The sequence below is a fragment of the Aquisalinus luteolus genome (genome assembly GCF_009712425.2).
Classification (GTDB): domain Bacteria; phylum Pseudomonadota; class Alphaproteobacteria; order Caulobacterales; family Parvularculaceae; genus Aquisalinus; species Aquisalinus luteolus.
Genome location: NZ_VCJR02000004.1, coordinates 84081 through 103819, shown reverse-complemented (window position 1 = coordinate 103819; position 19739 = coordinate 84081). Strand labels below are relative to the sequence as shown.

Here is a 19739-nt window from a genome sequence, read left to right as displayed (position 1 = left end):
CGTGATGAGGCAGGCTCATGTCAGAGACGGCGACAGCAGCACCGAAACCGGCGAACCCGAACGCCCCGACCGAGGAAAAAGTCCTCTCGGTCGAGCATTATACTGACCGCCTCTTCTCGTTCCGCATCACCCGTCCGATGAGCTTCCGCTTCCGTTCCGGCGAATTCATCATGATCGGCCTGCCGGCAGAACCCGGTGCTGAAAAGCCGAAACCGATCCTGCGCGCCTATTCCGTCGCCTCCCCGTCATGGGACGAGGAGCTTGAGTTCTTCTCGATCAAGGTCGAGGACGGGCCGCTCACCTCCCGCCTACAGAAGATCCAGCCGGGCGACACCGTGCTGCTCGGACGCAAGCCTGTCGGCACGCTCGTCCATGACGCACTGACGCCGGGCAAGCGGCTCTACATGTTCTCTACCGGCACCGGCTTTGCACCCTTTGCCAGCGTCATCCGTGACCCGGAAACCTATGAGAAATTCGACGAGGTCATCGTCACCCATACCTGCCGCGAAGTGGCCGAGCTGCAATATTCGCAACAGCTGGTGGAAAGCCTGCCCAACGATCCGCTGATCGGCGAGTTCGTCGGCGACAAGCTGAAATACTTCCCCTCCGTCACCCGCGAGGAGTTCAAGCATGTCGGCCGCATCACCGACCTGATCGAGACCGGCGCCCTGTTCGAGCACCTGAACGTGCCGCCGCTGAACCCGGAAACCGACCGGGTCATGATCTGTGGTTCGATGGACATGATCAACGACACCAAGGCGCTGGTCGAAAAGGCAGGCCTCGAAGAAGGCTCCAACGCCGCCCCGTCGCAATTCGTCATCGAAAAGGCGTTTGTCGGCTAGCCTGGAGTCCGGCCCGAAACATTTTATCCGTGGAATTGCTTTTCATGCTAGACTCCTGAGCTCAGGCGCTCGTCTCAAGAAGCGCCGGGACAGAGGGAGTTTAACGATGAAATCAGCACTCACACCCATCTTCGCAGCTATGGCGGCACTGGCACTGACCATTCTGCCCGGCACGGCGTCAGCGCAATCCAGTGATATCTATGACGGCAATGCCGGTGGCCTGCAGGGCGGCTGGCAGGACTGGAGCTGGGCAGAAATTGAAATGCAGAGCCCGGTCGGCGGCGAGATCTATCCGATCAAGATCACGGCAGACGAATGGGAAGCACTGCAACTGGGCCGTCAGGACAAGGTAATGGTGCCCGAAGGCCTGACGCTCGATTTCTACATCAATGGCGGCACCGGTGGCGGCCAACGCATCGCCGTGCAATTCGCCAATGTCGATGAACAGATTGGCGAGACCTATGTGATCGAGCTGAAGGCAACGACCTGGAGCCCGGTTTCGATCAATCTCGATGAGATTGGCGTCAGCGGCAAAAAGTTCAACATCATCCGCGTGATCTGCCAACAGCAATCAGCCTGCGCACCGTTTTACGTCGACAAGATGTTCTTCGGATCGCCGGCAGCTGAATAAATGCTGGCAAGGGCATAACCGCCCTTGCCTGGCCACTCCCTCCTCCCCATATCTATTAAAAGTTGCGTCAGGATCTGAGGGAGGAGACGCATCATGAGTATCAAGGAAGCGCCGCTGATCAGGGCTGTCAGCCATTACGGTCCCTTGCCCGGCTTTCTGTTTACCAATCCGATCCTGAACGGATTTATCCCCGTCATCCTTTCGACAATTACTCTTGCCTGCGTCGCTTTTTTTCTGGGTATGGAGGTCCATGTTCCGAACTCGCAACTGAACGGCGCAGTCAATGGTATCAGGGTTGCTGCAATTATTGGCCTAATACTCTCCGTTCCCTTTTTGATGATCGCATTTATACGGGGACTGATTATCGGCGACGATCGGGTGTTCTATTCGCTATTTGGGTTTGGAATAGTCTTGGCTATTGCGTTCCTGTTTTTTTTGGACTGGTTGTTCTTGCCTACCATCAATGGTTGGGCCTCCGATCACCAACTCACATTCTTCTAGATAGGGCTCTACCATGTCACTGAAGGAACAACCGCTGCTCAACGCCATGAAGCGCTCCGGCGCGTGGCCATCCTTTTTCTTCACCAGCGCGTTCCTGTCCGGTTTCACGCCGATGAGCATCGCCGCCATCGTCGGCGGGCTTTCCATCGTCATCTATACGTCCGCACACGGTGCAGTTTATGCACCACAGGTCGCAACCCTCTTCCTGACAGGCATGGCAATCGCCATGGTCATCACCTTTGTCTGCCTTGCGATAGCCAGCCAGTTCTATATCGAGGATGAGGAAGACCAGAAGCGGCATGACATGCTGTGCCGCGGCGCCCTGTTGACCTTCCCGCTCTATATAGGGGGCGGCGTGATCCTGCGTTTGGTCTTCGCCGACTGGCTGCAGGCGCTCGGCCCCTTGCAATAACAACCACTGCAATAGCCGCAAAATGGGCACCTCACTCACCTATTCTTGAGCGCCAGTAGTCACAGGGACCGGAACGCTGGCCTGCCATCCTTGTTGTGTTTGTGAGCACAACAAGGAGTACCCCCATGGAATTCATGCGCCGCCTCGGTTTCGGCTCCCGCAAGCCAAGGGAAGCACAGCCCGTCACCCTTCCCCTTTATGCAAATGGCAAGGATCTGCAGACCAGTGAGACGAAAGATGTCTTCGACCCCGGCAAGCCTGATACACTTGTCGGGCGGATCGGTCAGGCAACCGAGGCGCAGTCGAAAGAAGTTCTGGATGGCGCATGGAAAGCCTGGAGATCATGGGCAGCTCTGTCACCCGAAGAGCGCGCGGAGAAACTGATCGCGGCCTTGGAAGGCCTCGACAAGACCGCTGATGAACGCGCCCGGTTGAACACGCTGGAAAACGGCAAGCCGCTGATGGAATCGCAGATCGAGATGCAGGTCTTCGTCGACCGCTGCCGGCTTGCCGCGGAACTCGCCCCGGCCCTGAACGAGGTCGAGACGTTCGATCCGGAGACGGAAGAAAGCGTGAAGGGCCGCCAGCCGTATAAATTCAAAACGGAAGTCCGTCGCGAACCGATGGGCCTTGTTACAATCATAGCCCCCTATAACTGGCCGGTGGCGATCACTGCCGCGACCCTTCCCTATGCCCTGATCGCGGGCAATTGCGTGACGATCAAGCCGCCCTCGTCCAACCCACTGGCCCTGACAACGACGATCCGACACTTGGCCGAACGCCTGCCTGCCGGTGTGCTGAACATCGTCTCCGGCGGTCATGAGGTGATCGAACCGCTGATCACCGACAAGCGCGTACAGCATGTCTCCTTCACCGGGTCGACCGGCGGTGGCCAGAAGATCATGGAACTGGCGACGGAGAACCTCGCTCGCACCACGCTGGAGCTGGGCGGCAATGACCCGGTGATTTTCCTAGAAGGCGCCGGCCTTTCAGACGAGACGATCAGCCATCTGGCGTTGACGTCCTTCATGACGGCAGGTCAGGTCTGCATGGGCATCAAACGCGTCTATGTGCATTCCTCTCATTATGACGAGCTGGTCGAGAAGCTGAGCGCGGAACTCGACCAATGGCTTGTCGGTCATGGTACGGAAGACGATGTGCGCATGGGCCCGCTGATCGACGAGGACCAGCGCGATTTCGTCTCCAGGCTGGTCGAGGAAGCGCGCGAGGCGGGATGCGAAATCCGCGAACTCGGCACGCTGACCGATACCGCCAAGACCGGCGGCTGGTTCCTGAAACCTACGTTGGTTCTCAATCCGCCGGAAGACAGTGGCATCGTCGCAAAAGAACAGTTCGGCCCCGCCCTGCCCATCGTGAAATTCGACGATGAGGATGCGCTGGTCGACAGGTTGAACGAGGAATGGGCCGGGCTGTGTTCCTCGGTCTGGTGTGCCGACATTGGCCACGCCACCCGTGTTGCCCGCAGGCTGCGTACCGGCACGACGTGGATCAACACCCACAACGCCAACTCGCTGGATGACCGCGCCCCCTTCGGCGGCTTCCGCCTGTCAGGCGTCGGTCGGGAGATGGGCAAGGAAGGCCTGTTCGAGTTTACAGAGGCGCACACAATTACCCGGCAAGCCTGACCGGCGTCAAAAGTGAGCGTTAACACTGGACCTGACCGATGGCCCATTGCATAGTCTTCCTCAAAAAATACTGGAGGAAAGACCATGGCCATCGGCAGGTTACTATTCGGCATTTCGGCGTGCGCAATCGCAGCACTGACCAGTGCGACGGCACAGACAGACGACCTGGAATGGGTCGGCTCCTGGGGGACGGGCCAGCAGCTGGTCGAGGAGCGCAACGAGCTGCCGGAAGGCTTCACCGATGACGTGATCATTCACCAGACCGTCCATCCCACATTGGCCGGCGAGCGCATCCGGGTACGCTTTTCCAACGAGTTCGGCGACGGACCGCTGGAAATAGAAAGCGTGACTGTTGCCGACGCGAGTGCATCGGGCAGCATCGAGATAGAGGATGGCAGCGCCGTCACCCTCACCTTTTCCGGGGCTTCCGGTGTGACGATCCCGCAAGGTGCGGCGTGGTATTCCGACCCGGTCGATTTCAAAGTTACCCCCTTTGACGATATCGCGCTTACGATGACGGTTGGCGATGCGCCGGAGAACCAGACCGGTCATCCCGGCTCTCGCACCACGACCTGGTTCGCGTCGAAGGATGACGAGATCACGGAAAGCTCCGGAAACCAGCCGCGCTGGTATTATATCGCTGGCATCGACGTGCTGGCCCCGGCGGACCATGCGTCTGTCGCCGTCATCGGCGACTCCATCACTGATGGGTATGGATCGACTACTAACGGTAATGACCGGTGGACGGACTTCCTCGCCCGCCGCCTGCAGGCGAACCCGGCAACACAGAATGTCTCCGTACTGAATATGGGGTTTGGCGGGAACTGCGTGACCCGCAACTGTCTCGGGCCCAACGTGCCCTCCCGCATCGAGCGCGATGTGATCGCCCATCCCAATATCGGTCATGTGATCATTTTCGAAGGTATCAACGACCTCGGTGGCCTAGCCCGGAATGCACCCGAGGACAAGGAAGCCCATGATGAACTGGTCGCCCAGATCATCGCCGTCTACGAACAGCTGATTGCCCGCGCCCATGCCCATGACATCAAGGCCTATGGCGGTACGATCACCCCGTTCAAGGGCGGCGATTACTACACCTTCAACGAGAACACGGAAAATGCCCGCCAGCAGATCAATGACTGGATCAGGAACTCAGGGAAGTTCGATGGTGTGCTCGATTTCGATGCGGCCCTGCGCGATCCGGAAGACCCGCAACGCCTCAAAGCCGAATACGACAATGATCACCTGCACCCGTCAGTCGCGGGCTATGAGGCCATCGCCAATGCTGTGCCGCTGGAGCTGTTCGAGGCGGACTAGCGACCGCTCACAAGATATCACTGATCGAAGCCAGAGCCGTGTTGCCTGCGATCATGGCGGCGCTGTGCAGGCACAGCAACATAATCGCAACCGTGATTGCCTTTCTCCATCCTGCTTTACGCAACCAGGTCAGCATCACCACCGTGATGACGAAATACAGCCAGACATCGGCGGCAAGCCAGAGAACATGTGTGACAAGGCCGGATATGAGCACCCATACTGCAACACTGACCCCGACGATGCCCGCATCCGATACACCAATACGCCTTAGTACCCATACGCCTGCGCCGAAGAGAAGTGTGGTAAAGACTGGCGAAAAAATCAGGCTCTGAAACAGGAGATAGTAATCGATCGCCTGATCCATGTCCGGTAACCCGGAAAAAGAACCGCCTCGAACAATCTGCAGCGCCGCAGTATACAGGAAGACAGGCAGTGTCAGCACCGGCAGGGTCCGGGCGATATATACAAGCATACCGCTATCGGCCACTCTCAAAGTGGTCAGAATCTTCAGCGCGGCTGCCTTCATGTGCTTCCCTCTACCAGCCAGACGCCGGATTGAAGCACCCTAGCGCGATGCGTCCGCCAGCGTCCACTTGAACCGGACCCCGTCCTGGCCGTCCGGGTCAGGGCCCGGGCTGTCGGCGATCAGGTAACCCCCGTCAGGGTCAAGCCGCAGGAAGCGGTTCGACTCCAGCGACATCAGCACGATCTCGCCGGTCGGTGTTTCCGACCACTGGAACAACTGGTCTTCAAGCTCTCCCTTGGTCAGGTCGATCACGTTGTTGCGCTTTGGCGTCAACGCCATGCCATCGCGCCGGAAGGAGACCTGCCCCTTGCCATGGTCGACCACGGTGTAGGGCAGTTTCAATAGATCGTTTTCCGGTGGGTTCTCGAGCATGGCGACCGAAAGCATGATCTCACGCCCATAGGGAATCGGCGCAAGGCCATAGGAGGCGGGTTCATGGACATCGAAGGCATCGAAATCGGCATAGCCGCCAGTCGTGCCGCCTGTGTTGAACGCGAATAGCGAATAGCGCACGCCCTGGAAGGTGAAGAGCTGGTAGACGGTGAAGAAGGGATCGCCAATGTCTTCGAAAGTCTCTCCGTCCACGGACCAGCTGAACTGCGCTTCCTCGCTCATGAAGTCGGCATCGGCCCGCAGCCAGACACGGGTGGCATCGATGCTGACACGGTCGGTTACCCCGCCCTCATTCTCGTCAACGCGGATGATATCGAGACCGTCCGCCGTTTTCTCAACCGCGATATAGCCATAGGGCCGGTTGAACAGGGCGAGCCCCGCGCGGTCCCCTTCTGCCATACCGCTGGCATCGAGGATCGTTGTCGGGACGGAGCGCGGGCCGATGGCGCGCTGGGTAAGCGTCGTCGTTGAGCGCAGCAGGTTTTCCGCTGCGTCGGCCTTGAGCCGCAGATAGCCGGGCCGCTCGGTCAGCGACCAGTCATCCTCGACCGGCACATGGTTCCACTGCCAGACATTGGCGAGGTCCGGGCCGTTGAACTCATCATCGCGCTCATATGGCGCCTTGGGCGCCTGCACCGGCCCTGTGGCGGGCTTGACCCATGTGCGCGGCGTGCGTTCCAGATTGCCGGGCAGGCCGAACCACGGCCAGCCATCTTTCCAGGTGATCGGCGACAGGGCCGTCAGCCTGCCGATGGAATTGGCGTCATACATGGAAAAGCCCCACCACTCGCCTTCCGGCGTCTCGACAATGCCACCCTGATGCAGGGACAGCCGGTCGCGGGAGGACGGGTCGGCGGGCGTCAACTCGAATGGCGGTTCCTGGTCGCGCAGGAAGATGTTACCGGTGTTGATCCCCCGGCCCTTCATCAGGCCGAAATCCTCATGCTCTGAAATCGCGCGGATCACTTCCCACGGACCATAGGGCGACGGTGCCCGCGCCGCAGGCATGCGCATGGAGTCGCGATATTCGGCACTGATCAGAAAATAAGTGTCGTCGAACTTGTAAAAATGGATGCCTTCGCCAAGGCCCGAGCCCGCTTCGAGCACCACCTGCTCCGTACCGGGAACGATATTGGTCAGGTCCTCGTTCAGCTCGGCAACGCGGATCTGCTGGTATCCCCAGACGATATAGGCCTTGCCGTCATCGTCGAAAAGGATGGAGAGGTCGTGGAAGCTCTCATCCATCTCCGAATGCGTCCATGGGCCAGCCGGATCGGTGGCAGTGAATTTCTGGGTGTTGTGGCCGTTCACATTGCTGAAGATGTAAAACGTGCCGTCATGGTGCCGGAAGGTTGGCGCCCAAAGTCCACGCCCATATTCCTGACCGCCATCCTCAAGGCGAAACGCCGGGCTCAGGTCCAGACGATCCATCGCATAGGACAGGAATTCCCAGTTGACGAGGTCCTTGGAATGCAGCACCGGCAGGCCGGGCATGGAGTGCATGGTGGTGCCGGTGAGATAGTAATCATCGCCCACACGGATCATGTCCGGATCAGAGAACTCGTCATAGAACAGCGGATTGGTATAGGTGCCATTGCCATTATCGGCGCTCCAGCTCTCCCGCAGCGGCCGCTCGTCCTGCGCCGAGGCAGTGCTCGCTCCGAAGCCGGCAAAGGCGATGGCCGTCAAAGCGCTTGCCACCATTGCCCGCTTCTTCCAGGTATATGATTTCGCAGCCATATTCTTCCTCCCGGTCGTTTTCCTCTAGTCCCGGATTACCTTACTCGGCCCAACCGGAATAGTCATGCGAAGGCGAATGCAATCGTTTGCCTTAAACTGCCTGATTGGGATACCGCATAACAAAACGGGTCCGAAAACCGGACCCGCCTCACTCCCCCCGAAAATGGAAAAACCTACTTTTCCATGTTCTCGGCGATATCGACCAGCTTGACGAATTCGGCCCGCTCGCCATAGCGGTCGCGGCCCTTCACCTTCGTCGCCATGTCGGCGATCTTGCCATAGGGCAGGTCCTCGACCTCGGACACGCGGGCAAGGCGCTGGCCGAAGGCGGCGACCATGGCCGCGAACTGGGCATCGTCCGGCGCGGCGTTGAAGCTGCCATACATATCGGCGGCCAGGATCGGCTGGTCGATCAGCACGCTCTCGGTCTCGCCCGGCAGCTTGTAGCGCATCTTCAGGAAGGCCAGCTCGCTGGCATCGCCTGCTGACGGCTCCTCAGCATTCGTAGAATAACGCAAGGGATCGATACTGCCCTGGTCACCGACAAGGGTTATCTCGTACATTGCGGTGACCATGTGGCCGGAGCCGATATCGCCTGCGTCGACCTTGTCGTCGTTGAAGTCTTCTCGGTTCAACAGCCGCGTCTGATAGCCGATGAGGCGATATTCCTTGACCGCCATAGGGTTGAACTCGACCTGGAATTTCAGGTCGTTGGCGATGGGGAACATCGACGAGTTCAGCTCGCGCACCAGAACCTTGCGGGCCTCGTCCAGCGTGTCGATATAGGCGGCGATGCCGTTGCCGGACTGGGCCAGCTTCTGCATCATCACGTCATTATAATTGCCACCGCCGAAGCCGAGAACGGTAAGAAAGATACCCTCCTCCCGCTTGCGGGCGACATAATCCTCCAGCCGCTGCGGGTCGGCAATGCCGACATTGAAATCGCCATCGGTCGCAAGGATGATACGATTGACCTTGTCGTCGGCGAAGTTTTCTTCCGCCAGCGAATATGCAAGCTCGATACCCTGCCCGCCTGCCGTCGATCCGCCTGCGGACAGCTTGTCCATGGCCTGCATGATTTTTGTCTTCTTGTTGCCTGCGGTCGGCTCCAGCACCACGCCGGCGGCGCCGGCATAGACAACGATGGAGACGGTATCGTCCTCGTCCATCTGGTCGACAAGAAGCCCGAGCGACTTTTTCAGCAGCGGCAGCTTGTCATCATTGTTCATGGAGCCGGAAACATCGAGCAACAGCACGACATTGGTGTCCAGTTCTTCATCGGGCTCGACATCATAGCCCTTCACGCCGATCTGCATCAGCTTCGTGGTATCGTCCCATGGTGTCGGATAGGTCCAGACCGTAGCGGCGAAAGGCTCGTCAGCGCTTTTCGGCTCGCCATAATCATAGTCGAAATAATTCAGCATCTCTTCCACCCGGACAGCTTCGGATGGCGGCATGGAGCCGCGGGTCAGCGACCGGCGAACAAGAGAGTAGGAGGACGTATCGACATCGGCGGAGAATGTCGAGACCGGTTCCTCAAGCACCAGCTTGACGGGGTTCTCCTCGCCATTGTCATATTGCTCCGTATTCATCGGCTCGGGTGGTGGTGCCATCAGGGCGGGCGCAGCCATTCGAGCGCTTGCAGATGGCATCGCAACCTCTGCCATGACAGGCGCATATCCGACTGCCGCCTCGTCGCGCGTTGTACATGCCGCCAGAATGGCGAGTGATGCAGTTGCCAGAAAAATCTTTTTCATGAGGTATCCCCTCTCCCGGTTTGTTCCGATCCCAGATGGCAGTCTGATCATGACGCGAATGTGGCGGCAAGAGGGTTTTTGAGAGGAGAAAGTACTGAAATGGTTTATTTTTACCATACAGTACACAGAGCAAATACTCACTTGCGTGAGTGGGTGTTTGCTTCGCGTTTGTTTGGCATCTGGATGAGAAGAAACAAGTTCGTCGCTTCCGGTACCCAAGACACAAAGGAGTGCCCGCGGGCCTGCGGCCCGCTAGTGGTATGAAAAGGCGCACCTACTGTTTCTCAGCGTGCTGGATGTTCAAGAAGTATCTAGAGGGAAATTAAGTCCGACGCTTCTGTTGCCAGGTGCGCGCGGGCCTGCGGCCCGCTACTCATAAGATTAGGCGCACCTACTGGCTCTCCGCCCGTTGGATATTCAAGGAGTATCTGGAGGGAAAGTTAAGTCCGACGCTTCTGTTGCCAGGTGCCAGCGGGCCTGTGGCCCGCTAAGCTTATGAAAAGGCGCACCTACTGGCTCTCGGCCCGTTGGATATTCAAGGAGTATCTGGAGGGAAAGTTAAGTCCGACGCTTCTGTTGCCAGGTGCGCCGGGAAACCCCGCCCAGGCCTTGATAAGAGGCGTGGGGCTTTTAAAAGCGAGTTACACGCGCTGCATTACGCTGCGAGTGCGAACTCTTCATCGTAGTTGTCATTTGCAACTATAATAGTGGCCCAATAACGGAAGCCATCCGGGCGAAAGCAGAGCCTTTACACGTTCGTCGATCCTATTTCGGCCCCGCCGCAAGACCCGAAGTGACTGATTTTGCTCAGCTATCAGGTCCTCTGGTGGAGCCGCCGGGTACCGCCCCCGGGTCCGATCCGCTTATTATGAACGCCTTTTATCGCCATAGCCGGTTGCCCGGCACTACTTGATATAGGGGTAAACACGCAGGATTTGAAGCCGCTGAGGTGGAAGAAAACTTCAATCTTGTAACAATAGCGCAATAATTGCGCGGTATAACGCGAGATGAAGACCGGTCAGGGTTGAGAGAGATGGAATCCTCAGATTTCAAAAAGTGGCGTAAATCGCTCGATATGTCGCAGAAGGACGCAGCCCATGCGCTCGGCCTGAAACGTCGGATGATCCAGTATTACGAAAAGGGCGAGCGCAATGGCGACAAGGTCGTCATCCCGCTGACCGTGCGCCTTGCCTGTTATGCCGTTGCGCAGGGCATCGAGGATTATCGTGGTCCGCACCGCAAGACTCACCACCGCGACAAGCATGAGAAACCAACCAAGGCCGATGTGCCGCTGACCGTCGGTGAGCTTGAAAAGGCCAATGAGGGCGTCAGCGAGGACTAGTTCCGCGCGAATTCAATTCCGGTCACGATCAATGGCAGCACGGCGCACAGTCCCGTCAGCATAACAAGCATCGGCGCAAGCGGCGCCATCCATGCCTTGCGGAAGAACGGCTGAGACCCGACACCAATCAACAGGCACAGGCACAGCGCCATCAGGACAAGCGCGGCTGGCTTGAGCATGCCGCCAGCATCGCCTGTTATCCGGAATGAACCATAGAGCAATGCCGCGAGAACAAATGGCGTCAGGCTCATCACGCTACGCAGGAAAAGCCCCGGTGCGCGCGCATGTCCGGTCTGGTACAACAGCACGCCAGCCACGGCGATAATGTATGGCAACCAGCCCAGCGCCGCTTCGCCCACAGGCCCGGTTCCTGCCGGACTGAGGGCAATGTTGGCGACCAGCACCAGCGCGATGACAAGTGTCACCGGCAGCACGAATTGCGCCGCCCAGATCAGCGCATAGCGCACAGCCCCAATCATCACGCGCTGACGGCGCACAAAGGCGGCGAGCAGCCCGGCCAGCGCCAGTCCTCCAGCAAGAAGAACCAGTTCCAGCCCCTCCGCTTCCTGAACCTCGATCCCGCCAATATCCATCACCGCGAAGGCTGGAATTGTCACAAGCGCGGCGATGAAGGCGAACATGATCACCGTGACAGGTATCGCGACCAGCCGCGCGAAGACGATAGGCCAGTCGGGCCACAGGCCGGCAGCCTGCCCGCGCTGATCGATGATGCCGGCGGCCAGCGCTACGGCGAAGAGCCACGCAAAGGCGCCCGGCCAGTCATGGCCGAGCCAGACCCACGCTCCGGTCATGGCACCGATGACAAGTGACGCGATGAGGGTTTTCAACCACCGCCCCTTTCCGCCGAGAAAGAACAGAGTTGCGGCAAGGGAAGCGCCAGCAGCCCAAATGGACATACCCATTTTCTGGTCGAACCATGTATGCATTGCGCTGAGGAAAGAAACCGAAACCAACGCATAGAGTACCAGCGCGCCTGCGGCGCTGACCGGCAGCCAGTAGCTGAAAATCCCCCCCAAGGGCTCGCGCTCTTCCCGCGTGACGAACATGTACTCAAAACCCCATTCCAGCGGCGATACTATCGCAGCAAGTCCTGCTCGTCACCTGCCTCGCCACTCTGCAATGTGAGTAACTGGCGCTCGCCAATCCCGCGCGAATCCCTACAGTTGGAAGCCATGCAGCAATATCTCGACCTTCTCACTCATGTGCGCGACCACGGCGTTGAGCGTGGCGACCGCACAGGCACGGGCACGCGCTCGGTCTTCGGCTATCAGATGCGGTTCGACCTGTCGGACGGCTTTCCCATGGTCACGACGAAGAAGCTGCATATCCGATCCATCGTGCATGAGCTGCTCTGGTTTCTGTCTGGCGAGACCAATATCGGCTACCTGAAGGACAACAAAGTCACGATCTGGGACGAATGGGCCGACGAGAATGGCGATCTCGGCCCGGTCTATGGCGCGCAGTGGCGCTCCTGGCCGTCGCATAAGGGCGGCACGATCGACCAGATCGAGTGGCTGCTGGGCGAGATCAGGACGAACCCCAATTCCCGCCGCCTGGTCGTGTCGGCGTGGAACCCGGCGCAGCTCGACGAGATGGCGCTGGCGCCCTGCCACTGCCTGTTCCAGTTCTATGTCGCCGACGGCAAGCTCTCCTGCCAGCTCTACCAGCGCTCTGCCGACATCTTTCTCGGTGTGCCGTTCAATATCGCATCCTATGCGCTGCTGACGCACATGATCGCGCAGGTCTGCGGGCTGGAAGCAGGTGATTTCGTCCACACGCTCGGCGATGCGCATCTCTACCTGAACCATCTTGAGCAGGCGGATTTGCAGCTCTCGCGCTCGCCCCTGCCCCTGCCCCGGCTGGTGCTGAACCCTGAGGTAAAAGACCTGTTCGCCTTCACGTTCGATGATATAAGGATCGAAGGGTATGAAGCGCACCCGTCCATCAAGGCACCGATTGCGGTCTAGGACGCGGGATAACTGCTGGAACAGGGCAATGATTGACAGACAGACGAATATCCGCCTCGCCATCGTCGTGGCGATGGCGCGCAACTATGTGATCGGCAAGGATGAGGGCCTGCCCTGGCAGTTGCCGGAAGACCTGAAGTGGTTCCGCCAGGTGACCATGGGCAAGCCGATCATCATGGGTCGCGTGACGTTCGATTCGATCGGCAAAGCGCTGCCGGGCCGGGACAATATCGTCATTACAAGGAACAGCGATTTTCAGGAAGAGAACGTTACCGTCGCCAGCGACATGGAAGACGCCATTGCCATTGCAGAGGCCTTTGCCATCGCCCGCGAAGTGAACGAGGTCGCGATCATCGGCGGCGCGCAAATCTATGCCGAAGCCCTGCCCAATGTCTCACGCATCTATCTGACCGAGATCGATGCCGACATAGACGGCGACACCCACTTCCCGGAATTTTCCATGGATGACTGGGACCGGTCCGTTGCGCAGGAGATCACCTCCGATGACCGCAACCAGTATGCCGCCCGAATGCTGACGCTCGACCGCAAAGGCTGACATCGCCTGCGTGCTGATCTAGACACGGCACCAGACCAGCCCCCTGCCTGAAGAATGGTTTTGCCAAGGGAACGATGGTGGGCTCGATGTTGTTATGCATGCTTGTCTGATCGAGGTGCGAATTGTCCCATTTGTTATCCCGCCCAAACGTAAGCAGAAAAACTATTGTCTCTGCGATGGCCAGTCTTGCCGGTATGGCAGCGTTCAGCGCTGGCCAGGCGCTGGCCCAGACCCATCCCTACGAGGCTGTTGAGGAGGTCCGCGACTGGCGCGTGGATGTCGGTGGTGGTGGCATTTACGGATTCAATCCCGGTGGCGGCGCGTCGGACCAGCTGAACTTCACCTTCTGGGGCTCTGCCAGCTACAAGGACCGTATCTTTGCCAACGGCCTCGATGGCATCGGCTATAACATCGTCAAGCAGGACAGGCTGCGCATGGGTGTTGCCCTACGCCCTGCCTATGGCGCTGAATCGGAGCTTGAGGGCCTGGAGCTTGCCGAGTTCGGGGCCGACCTGACGGCCTATGCCTATCAGCGCCTGCCGGGCAATGTCGTGATCGGCGGCCGCATCCAGCGCGACGTCACGGACGTTTCCGACGGGACAAGCTATTTCGCGCAAGTCTCGCAACAGTCTATCACGCGCGTCGGCCTGCTGAACCTGACCGCCTATCTGTCGGCCGGGGATGCCAATCGCAACATGACCTATCTCGGCATCACCGAGGAGGAAGCGGCGGCGACCGATTACGATTTCTACGATCCGGGCGCCGGCTTCACGCGCGGGGGTGTCGCCGCCCTGCTCGCCATTCCGATCCTTGATGACTACGGCGTCGGCGGTTTCGTCAATTACGAGCGCGCCATCGACGTTGCGGCGGACAGTCCGCTGATCCTCGACAGCAAGAACGAGGAAGACACCTTCCGCTATGGCATCATCTTCGTGCGTCGCTTCGCCTCCGACACCTAGACGCTGGCGGCGAACAGCAGCTGAGCGCCGAAATAAAGCGGTGTGATGACGATGAAATTGACCGGCGTGGACGCAACGAAGCGATCGCGCCCGACCATCATGTCTGACAGGGCAAACATCACCGCGGCGAGCGGTACCGTCCACCCACCCGGCGTGCTTGCGCCGAAGGCGGTGATCACCATGACATTGATGACGGCTGTGTACGCGCCGACCTGCCCCTTGAAGTCCGGCGCCAGCCGGGCACTGATATAGCGCCAGTACAGAAACGTCACCGCGGCCATGATGACCGCCCCCAGAAGCATCGGCATGAGGACGAGGCCCGTGCTGGCAAAGGCAGCGATATACACGACATGGCCCAGCAGGAAGACGCCGATACCGGCCTTGAACAGCGCTTCCCGGTCGCGGATGATCAGGATCACATCGCCGATAAGGCACAGGAACAGTGCAGCGAATACGAGAATGCCATAAAGCGAGCCGAACGCGCCCATCAGCATCGCCTGCGTTACGAACATCAGCGAGGCGAGCGGCTTGAACGCCCATTGCCCGGCCTGCCAGCCGCGCACTTCTGCAACCGTGAGCCCGACCGCTGCGATGATGCAGGCTAGCGACGGCCAAAAGAGCGCCAGGATCTCAGCCATTCATTCCTCCGCACCCTTTTCCGGCTTTGATTCAGGGCTGTTGTTCATCATTGTCTGGCTGACAGGCATAGGCCATTCTGCAAGGAAATAAAATGGAGACGCGCATGAGCGAGACCCGCGACTGGCAATGCTTCGAGATCGCAACGGACGATCACGGCATCGCCCACATAACCCTCAACCGCCCGGAAAAGCGCAATGCGATGATCCGCGCCTTCTGGGACGAACTGCCTGAAGCCATCCGTATGCTGGACAAGTCCGGCGAGGTGCGCGTGATCGTCATCTCCTCTACGGGTCCGCATTTCACCGCCGGAATCGACCTGACCGGCTTTGCCGACATGACCGGCAATCTCGGCGCGGGCGAGAGCGACATTCACCGCGAGGCCAATCGCGGACTCGATTTCTATGCAATGGCAAAACGCATGCAGGATGCGTTCACAGCACTGGAATCTGCCCGCGTGCCGGTGGTCGCAGCCATTCAGGGCGGGTGCATCGGCGGCGGTGTCGATATGGTGTCGGCCTGCGACATGCGGTTCTGTACCGAAGATGCCTATTTCACCGTGTACGAGATCAATATCGGCATGACGGCGGATGTCGGCACCTTCCCGCGGCTCCTCAACCTGCTGCCTGAGGGCATCGTGCGGGAGCTTTCCTATACCGGCCGCAAGATGGGCGCGGAGGAAGCCGCCCGCTACGGCCTGGCCAATAAAGTGTACACGGATCATGCCGCGATGATGGACGGCGTGATGGAAATGGCTCGCGAGATCGCCACCAAGGCGCCGATGGCGGTGCATGGCATCAAGAACATCATCACCCATGCCCGCGACCACAAGACGGCAGAGACGCTGGATTATATCGCGCTGTGGAATGCCTCCATGCTGAAACAATCCGAGGTAATGACAGCAATGATGGCGAAACAGTCCGGCGAGCCGGGCAAGTTCGCGCCGTTGCCACCGCTGAAGAAAGTCTCGGGCGAGGAGGAATAATGGACGCATCATCCGATGCCGCACTCGATCACCTGAACGCGCTGTTCCAGCGCCAGCGCGATGCGTTCTCCTTTGCCAGTGCGCCGTCGATCGCGCAGCGCCGGGCGACGCTGAAGAAGCTTGAAAGCCTGATTGCATCGTACAAGGACCGTATCGTCGAGGCAATCAATGCCGATTTCGGTACGCGCTCCGCGGTCGAGACACTATCGTCGGAAGTGGCGCTGACAATCACCAACTCTAAACACATCCGCAAGAACCTCCATCGCTGGGCGAGGACACGATCTGTCTGGAACCACTCTTCCATTCCCGGCACCGCGCAGCTGCAATACCAGCCCAAAGGCGTCGTCGGCATCATCTCACCCTGGAATTATCCTTTCCAGCTGGCGATGGTGCCGGTCATCACAGCGCTTGCCGCCGGCAACCGGGTGTTGCTGAAACCATCGGAGATAACGCCGAATACGTCGGCCCTGTTGAAGCAGCTATTGGCACAGATGTTCGACGAGACTGAAGTCGCCGTCATCACCGGCGGACCCGATGTCGGCGAGGCGTTCTCCGCCCTGCCCTTCGACCACCTGTTCTACACCGGCTCGACCCGCGTCGGGCGGCTGATCGCCATGGCGGCGGCGAAGAATCTCACACCGGTCACGCTGGAGCTGGGCGGCAAATCGCCGGCCATCATGCTGCCCGATGCCGACATGGCCAAGTCGGCCACCACGCTGTCCTTCGGCAAGTTCTACAATGCCGGGCAGACCTGCGTCGCGCCGGACTACCTGCTGGTACCTGAGGGAAAGGGCAAGGCCTGGGCCGATGCGCTGATGGGCGCTGTCGCGGAGAGCTTCGAGGACCTCGTCACGGATACGGACTATTCCGGCATCATCTCCGGCCAGCATTACCAGCGCCTGACCGGCATGATCGAGGAAGCACGGCAAGGCGGCGCGACCATCATACAGCCGCCCCATGATGCCGACGCGATGAAGGCGGCCCGCAAGCTGGCGCCGACCATCGTTCTCAATCCGCCAACTGAGGCTGCGATCCTGCAGGAAGAGGTTTTCGGGCCGATCCTGCCGATCATCGAGAAGCCGACGACAGCGGACATGGTCGAGCATGTCACAGCCCGTGACCATCCATTGGCGCTTTATGTCTATTCGAAAGACAATCGCGCTGCCGACGAGGTGCTGGCGAAGACGACCTCCGGCGGCGTGTGCGTTAACGGCACGATCCTGCACCTGGCGGTCGAGGACCTGCCTTTCGGCGGCGTCGGAAAGTCAGGCTATGGCGCCTATCACGGCGAGCGGGGCTTCCGGGAATTCTCCCACGAGCGCTCGATCTTCCGCCTGCCCGGCTGGTTGCCGGCGGGGCTGCTCGCCCCGCCCTATTCCGGGCTGATGAAGAAATTCATCAACTGGCAGATCGGAAAGTAGACGATCAGTCCTTGTACTGAGCGGCCTTGGTCCGCAGGGCCTCCAGCGAGGTCTTCAGGTTATCCCCCAGCTTTTCGTTCGGCGCATCGAGGTTATAGCCATTGATGGCAAACTCCTGATCGTGATCATCCCGCACGATTGTCCTGCGGGAACTGCTACTGCCCCCACCCTTGCCGCTCGATGCGCCCTTGATATAGCCCTCGCGCTGCAGGTCCCTGATCAGGATGCCATCGAGTTCGACCGGACGCTTGGCCTTGGTCAGCACATCGACCGCATCATCCCAGTACCCGAGGCTCCATAGTTCGGCGAACATCTTGTCTTCGTTCTGCCCTTTCAGGATACGGTTTGTCATATGCCAGGTCTGGACATAGGCATAGGCGCGATCTTCCTTGTACCGCTCGGCGCTTTCTGCATTCGGATAGAGCTGCACCAGCAAATCCAGATCGGCAAGCTGGCCGACCTTGTTGTCGCCCTCCGACCCGCGGAAGCCTGCCCGGCTCGCAAGCACCATGGCCTTCTGCTCTTCGCTCAGGGAAGGGTCGTTATAGAGGTTCAGGTATTTCTGCTCCATAATGTAGATGGTGTTGAAGCCGTTGACCGGCGTCATGAGGAGGGTTCTCAATTCCTCTGTGAACACATTCTGGTCCTTCGCCTCCGCGCCATGCAGCGCGCAGTAAAGGGCAAAAACGACGATGCCGAAAACAAGACGGCCGGACATGGTACGCAGATAGCTGAGCATTCAAATCTCCTTTTGTGAGGGAGATTTATAGATCGCCGGGTCTGGCCTGTCCCTTCCCTGTTCAGGGGAGATCAGGCCTTTGTCGGCGATCCTTCTTCATCCTCCGGCACGCGCGGGTCGATCTCGAAGACCGCTGGCGCAGCACCTGCCGGAACGGGAACATAGTCTTCCGTTTTCTCGTCCACCGGCACTGGCTTGCGCTGGGTCAGGCGATAGAGGCCGAAGATGGTCAGCAATCCGTAGACGGTCGCATTGTAGAAGAACAGCGATGACGCACCGAAGCCCTTCATCACGAACGGCGCGATGATCGGGCCTGTCACGGCACCGAAGCCGTATAGCAGAAGGAGGCCGCCATTGATGGAGACGAAATCCTCCGCTTCGGCGAAGTCATTGGCATTGGCGACGCCGAGCCCGTAGAGCGGCAGGTGAAACATGCCGAGCATGAGCGCAAAGACGATGAGCAGGTTCTGGGCATCTGGCCCGAACAGGCTGATCAGCAAGGCACCCGTTCCGGCAAGAAACGCCGTGCCGACGATGACGCGCCGCCGGTCGATACGGTCAGACAACCAGCCGATCGGGAATTGCGCCAGTGCGCCACCGGCAATGATGGCACTCATGAACAGGGCAACGACACTGACATCATAGCCGATATCCTGAATGAAAACCGGGGCCAGCGCCCAGAAGGCACTGCCTGACGCGCCCGCAGCGACAACCGCCCCGCAGGCGAGCGGCGAGAGATTCCACAGTTTCGGGATATTCAGCTTGGCCGATTTGATCGGCTTTGGCGCGGCAGCGGTCGTCAGCGCGACTGGCACCAGCGACAGGGAGATGAGGATGGACACGCCGACGAACAGGACGAAGCCGGCCGGGTCGGCGACATTCAGCATGAACTGGCCGGCGGTGACGGCGGTGAAGTCGGCAATGCGATAGATCGAGAGTACCGTGCCGCGGTTCTCGTTCGTCGCGCGCTCGTTCAGCCAGCTTTCGATGATCATGTGCAGCCCGGCAAAGCAGAAGCCGGCAAGCGCCCGCATGACCAGCCACGAGACCGGCTCGACGAACAGGATGTGTGCCAGCGTCGCGGCGGAAGCGACGGAGGCGAGCGCCGTGAACGCCCGGATATGCCCGACATTCTTGATAAAGCGCGGCGCATAGCGGCAGCCGAGAATGAAGCCGACGAAATAGGACGAGGTGAGAAAGCCGATGGCCGAGAGCGGAAAGCCCTCGATATTCGCGCGCAGGGAAAGCAGCGTCGATTGCAGCCCGTTGGCGCCGAGCAGGATGGCAGCGGCGACCAGCAGGGAAAAGACGGACAGGATGGCGTTTCTCATGGCGGGTCTTCTATGCC

At 59.5% G+C, this 19739-nt stretch carries 19 protein-coding genes and 1 other RNA gene; 12 read left to right on the top strand and 8 right to left on the bottom strand.

The genetic code is table 11. The features are described 5' to 3' along the window. The first annotated feature begins 17 nt into the window (after positions 1 to 17). The 6 genes from FF098_RS15560 to FF098_RS15535 all read left to right on the top strand — a co-directional run bounded on the left by FF098_RS15560 (position 18) and on the right by FF098_RS15535 (position 5349). A complete protein-coding gene (locus tag FF098_RS15560; protein ID WP_155142264.1) occupies positions 18 to 842 on the top strand; it encodes a ferredoxin--NADP reductase in 825 nt (274 codons plus the stop codon). Positions 843 to 948: 106 nt separating this feature from the next. Continuing rightward, a complete protein-coding gene (locus tag FF098_RS15555) occupies positions 949 to 1473 on the top strand; it encodes a hypothetical protein (RefSeq protein ID WP_155142262.1) in 525 nt (174 codons plus the stop codon). 93 nt (positions 1474 to 1566) lie between these two features. Continuing rightward, positions 1567 to 1974: a hypothetical protein gene (locus FF098_RS15550; protein WP_155142260.1), complete on the top strand. Its 408-nt coding sequence runs from the start codon at positions 1567 to 1569 to the stop codon at positions 1972 to 1974. Between the two features lie 13 nt (positions 1975 to 1987). After that, positions 1988 to 2386 (top strand): hypothetical protein, encoded by a 399-nt coding sequence (locus FF098_RS15545; protein WP_155142257.1) that lies wholly within the window; start codon positions 1988 to 1990, stop codon positions 2384 to 2386. 125 nt (positions 2387 to 2511) lie between these two features. Then, complete coding sequence (locus FF098_RS15540; RefSeq protein ID WP_155142255.1) at positions 2512 to 4032, top strand: aldehyde dehydrogenase family protein; 1521 nt, start codon at positions 2512 to 2514, stop codon at positions 4030 to 4032. 84 nt (positions 4033 to 4116) lie between these two features. After that, positions 4117 to 5349 carry an SGNH/GDSL hydrolase family protein gene (locus tag FF098_RS15535; RefSeq protein ID WP_155142253.1) on the top strand — a complete coding sequence of 411 codons (1233 nt, stop codon included), beginning with the start codon at positions 4117 to 4119 and terminating at the stop codon, positions 5347 to 5349. Between the two features lie 7 nt (positions 5350 to 5356). Here FF098_RS15535 and FF098_RS15530 read toward each other — a convergent pair whose 3' ends face one another. The 4 genes from FF098_RS15530 to ssrA all read right to left on the bottom strand — a co-directional run bounded on the left by FF098_RS15530 (position 5357) and on the right by ssrA (position 10709). Beyond that, a complete protein-coding gene (locus tag FF098_RS15530) occupies positions 5357 to 5875 on the bottom strand; it encodes a hypothetical protein (RefSeq protein WP_155142252.1) in 519 nt (172 codons plus the stop codon). A gap of 39 nt (positions 5876 to 5914) precedes the next feature. Next, positions 5915 to 8008: a glycoside hydrolase family 43 protein gene (locus FF098_RS15525; RefSeq protein ID WP_155142251.1), complete on the bottom strand. Its 2094-nt coding sequence runs from the start codon at positions 8006 to 8008 to the stop codon at positions 5915 to 5917. A gap of 173 nt (positions 8009 to 8181) precedes the next feature. Beyond that, positions 8182 to 9765: a vWA domain-containing protein gene (locus tag FF098_RS15520; protein WP_166426584.1), complete on the bottom strand. Its 1584-nt coding sequence runs from the start codon at positions 9763 to 9765 to the stop codon at positions 8182 to 8184. A 561-nt stretch (positions 9766 to 10326) separates the two neighbouring features. Continuing rightward, positions 10327 to 10709, bottom strand: a transfer-messenger RNA (tmRNA) gene (gene ssrA, locus FF098_RS15515). Positions 10710 to 10798: 89 nt separating this feature from the next. Between ssrA and FF098_RS15510 the strand changes: the two genes are divergently transcribed. Then, positions 10799 to 11107: a helix-turn-helix transcriptional regulator gene (locus FF098_RS15510; protein WP_155142248.1), complete on the top strand. Its 309-nt coding sequence runs from the start codon at positions 10799 to 10801 to the stop codon at positions 11105 to 11107. Here FF098_RS15510 and FF098_RS15505 read toward each other — a convergent pair. Further along, complete coding sequence (locus FF098_RS15505; protein WP_155142247.1) at positions 11104 to 12174, bottom strand: hypothetical protein; 1071 nt, start codon at positions 12172 to 12174, stop codon at positions 11104 to 11106. The two genes, FF098_RS15510 and FF098_RS15505, sit on opposite strands and share 4 nt — an antisense overlap. Before the next feature lie 126 nt (positions 12175 to 12300). Here FF098_RS15505 and FF098_RS15500 point away from each other — a divergent pair, with 126 nt between their 5' ends. The 3 genes from FF098_RS15500 to FF098_RS15490 all read left to right on the top strand — a co-directional run bounded on the left by FF098_RS15500 (position 12301) and on the right by FF098_RS15490 (position 14610). Beyond that, positions 12301 to 13095, top strand: coding sequence for a thymidylate synthase (locus FF098_RS15500; protein ID WP_155142246.1), 795 nt, complete (start codon positions 12301 to 12303; stop codon positions 13093 to 13095). 28 nt (positions 13096 to 13123) lie between these two features. Further along, positions 13124 to 13651 (top strand): dihydrofolate reductase, encoded by a 528-nt coding sequence (locus FF098_RS15495; protein ID WP_166426583.1) that lies wholly within the window; start codon positions 13124 to 13126, stop codon positions 13649 to 13651. Positions 13652 to 13845: 194 nt separating this feature from the next. Further along, entirely contained in the window at positions 13846 to 14610 is a 765-nt protein-coding gene (locus tag FF098_RS15490) for a MipA/OmpV family protein (RefSeq protein ID WP_166426582.1), read from the top strand. Here the strand turns inward: FF098_RS15490 and FF098_RS15485 are convergent. Next, positions 14607 to 15248, bottom strand: a complete 642-nt coding sequence (locus tag FF098_RS15485; protein ID WP_155142243.1) for a lysoplasmalogenase — start codon at positions 15246 to 15248, stop codon at positions 14607 to 14609. The genes FF098_RS15490 and FF098_RS15485 overlap by 4 nt on opposite strands. A 104-nt stretch (positions 15249 to 15352) precedes the next feature. Between FF098_RS15485 and FF098_RS15480 the strand changes: the two genes are divergently transcribed. After that, positions 15353 to 16231 carry a crotonase/enoyl-CoA hydratase family protein gene (locus tag FF098_RS15480; RefSeq protein WP_155142242.1) on the top strand — a complete coding sequence of 293 codons (879 nt, stop codon included), beginning with the start codon at positions 15353 to 15355 and terminating at the stop codon, positions 16229 to 16231. Further along, a complete protein-coding gene (locus FF098_RS15475; RefSeq protein WP_155142240.1) occupies positions 16231 to 17652 on the top strand; it encodes a coniferyl aldehyde dehydrogenase in 1422 nt (473 codons plus the stop codon). Before FF098_RS15480 ends, FF098_RS15475 begins: the two co-directional genes overlap by 1 nt. Positions 17653 to 17656: 4 nt before the next feature. Here the strand turns inward: FF098_RS15475 and FF098_RS15470 are convergent, their stop codons facing one another. Beyond that, complete coding sequence (locus FF098_RS15470; protein ID WP_155142238.1) at positions 17657 to 18391, bottom strand: hypothetical protein; 735 nt, start codon at positions 18389 to 18391, stop codon at positions 17657 to 17659. 71 nt (positions 18392 to 18462) lie between these two features. Continuing rightward, positions 18463 to 19722, bottom strand: coding sequence for an MFS transporter (locus FF098_RS15465; protein WP_155142236.1), 1260 nt, complete (start codon positions 19720 to 19722; stop codon positions 18463 to 18465). Between the last annotated feature and the right edge of the window lie 17 nt (positions 19723 to 19739).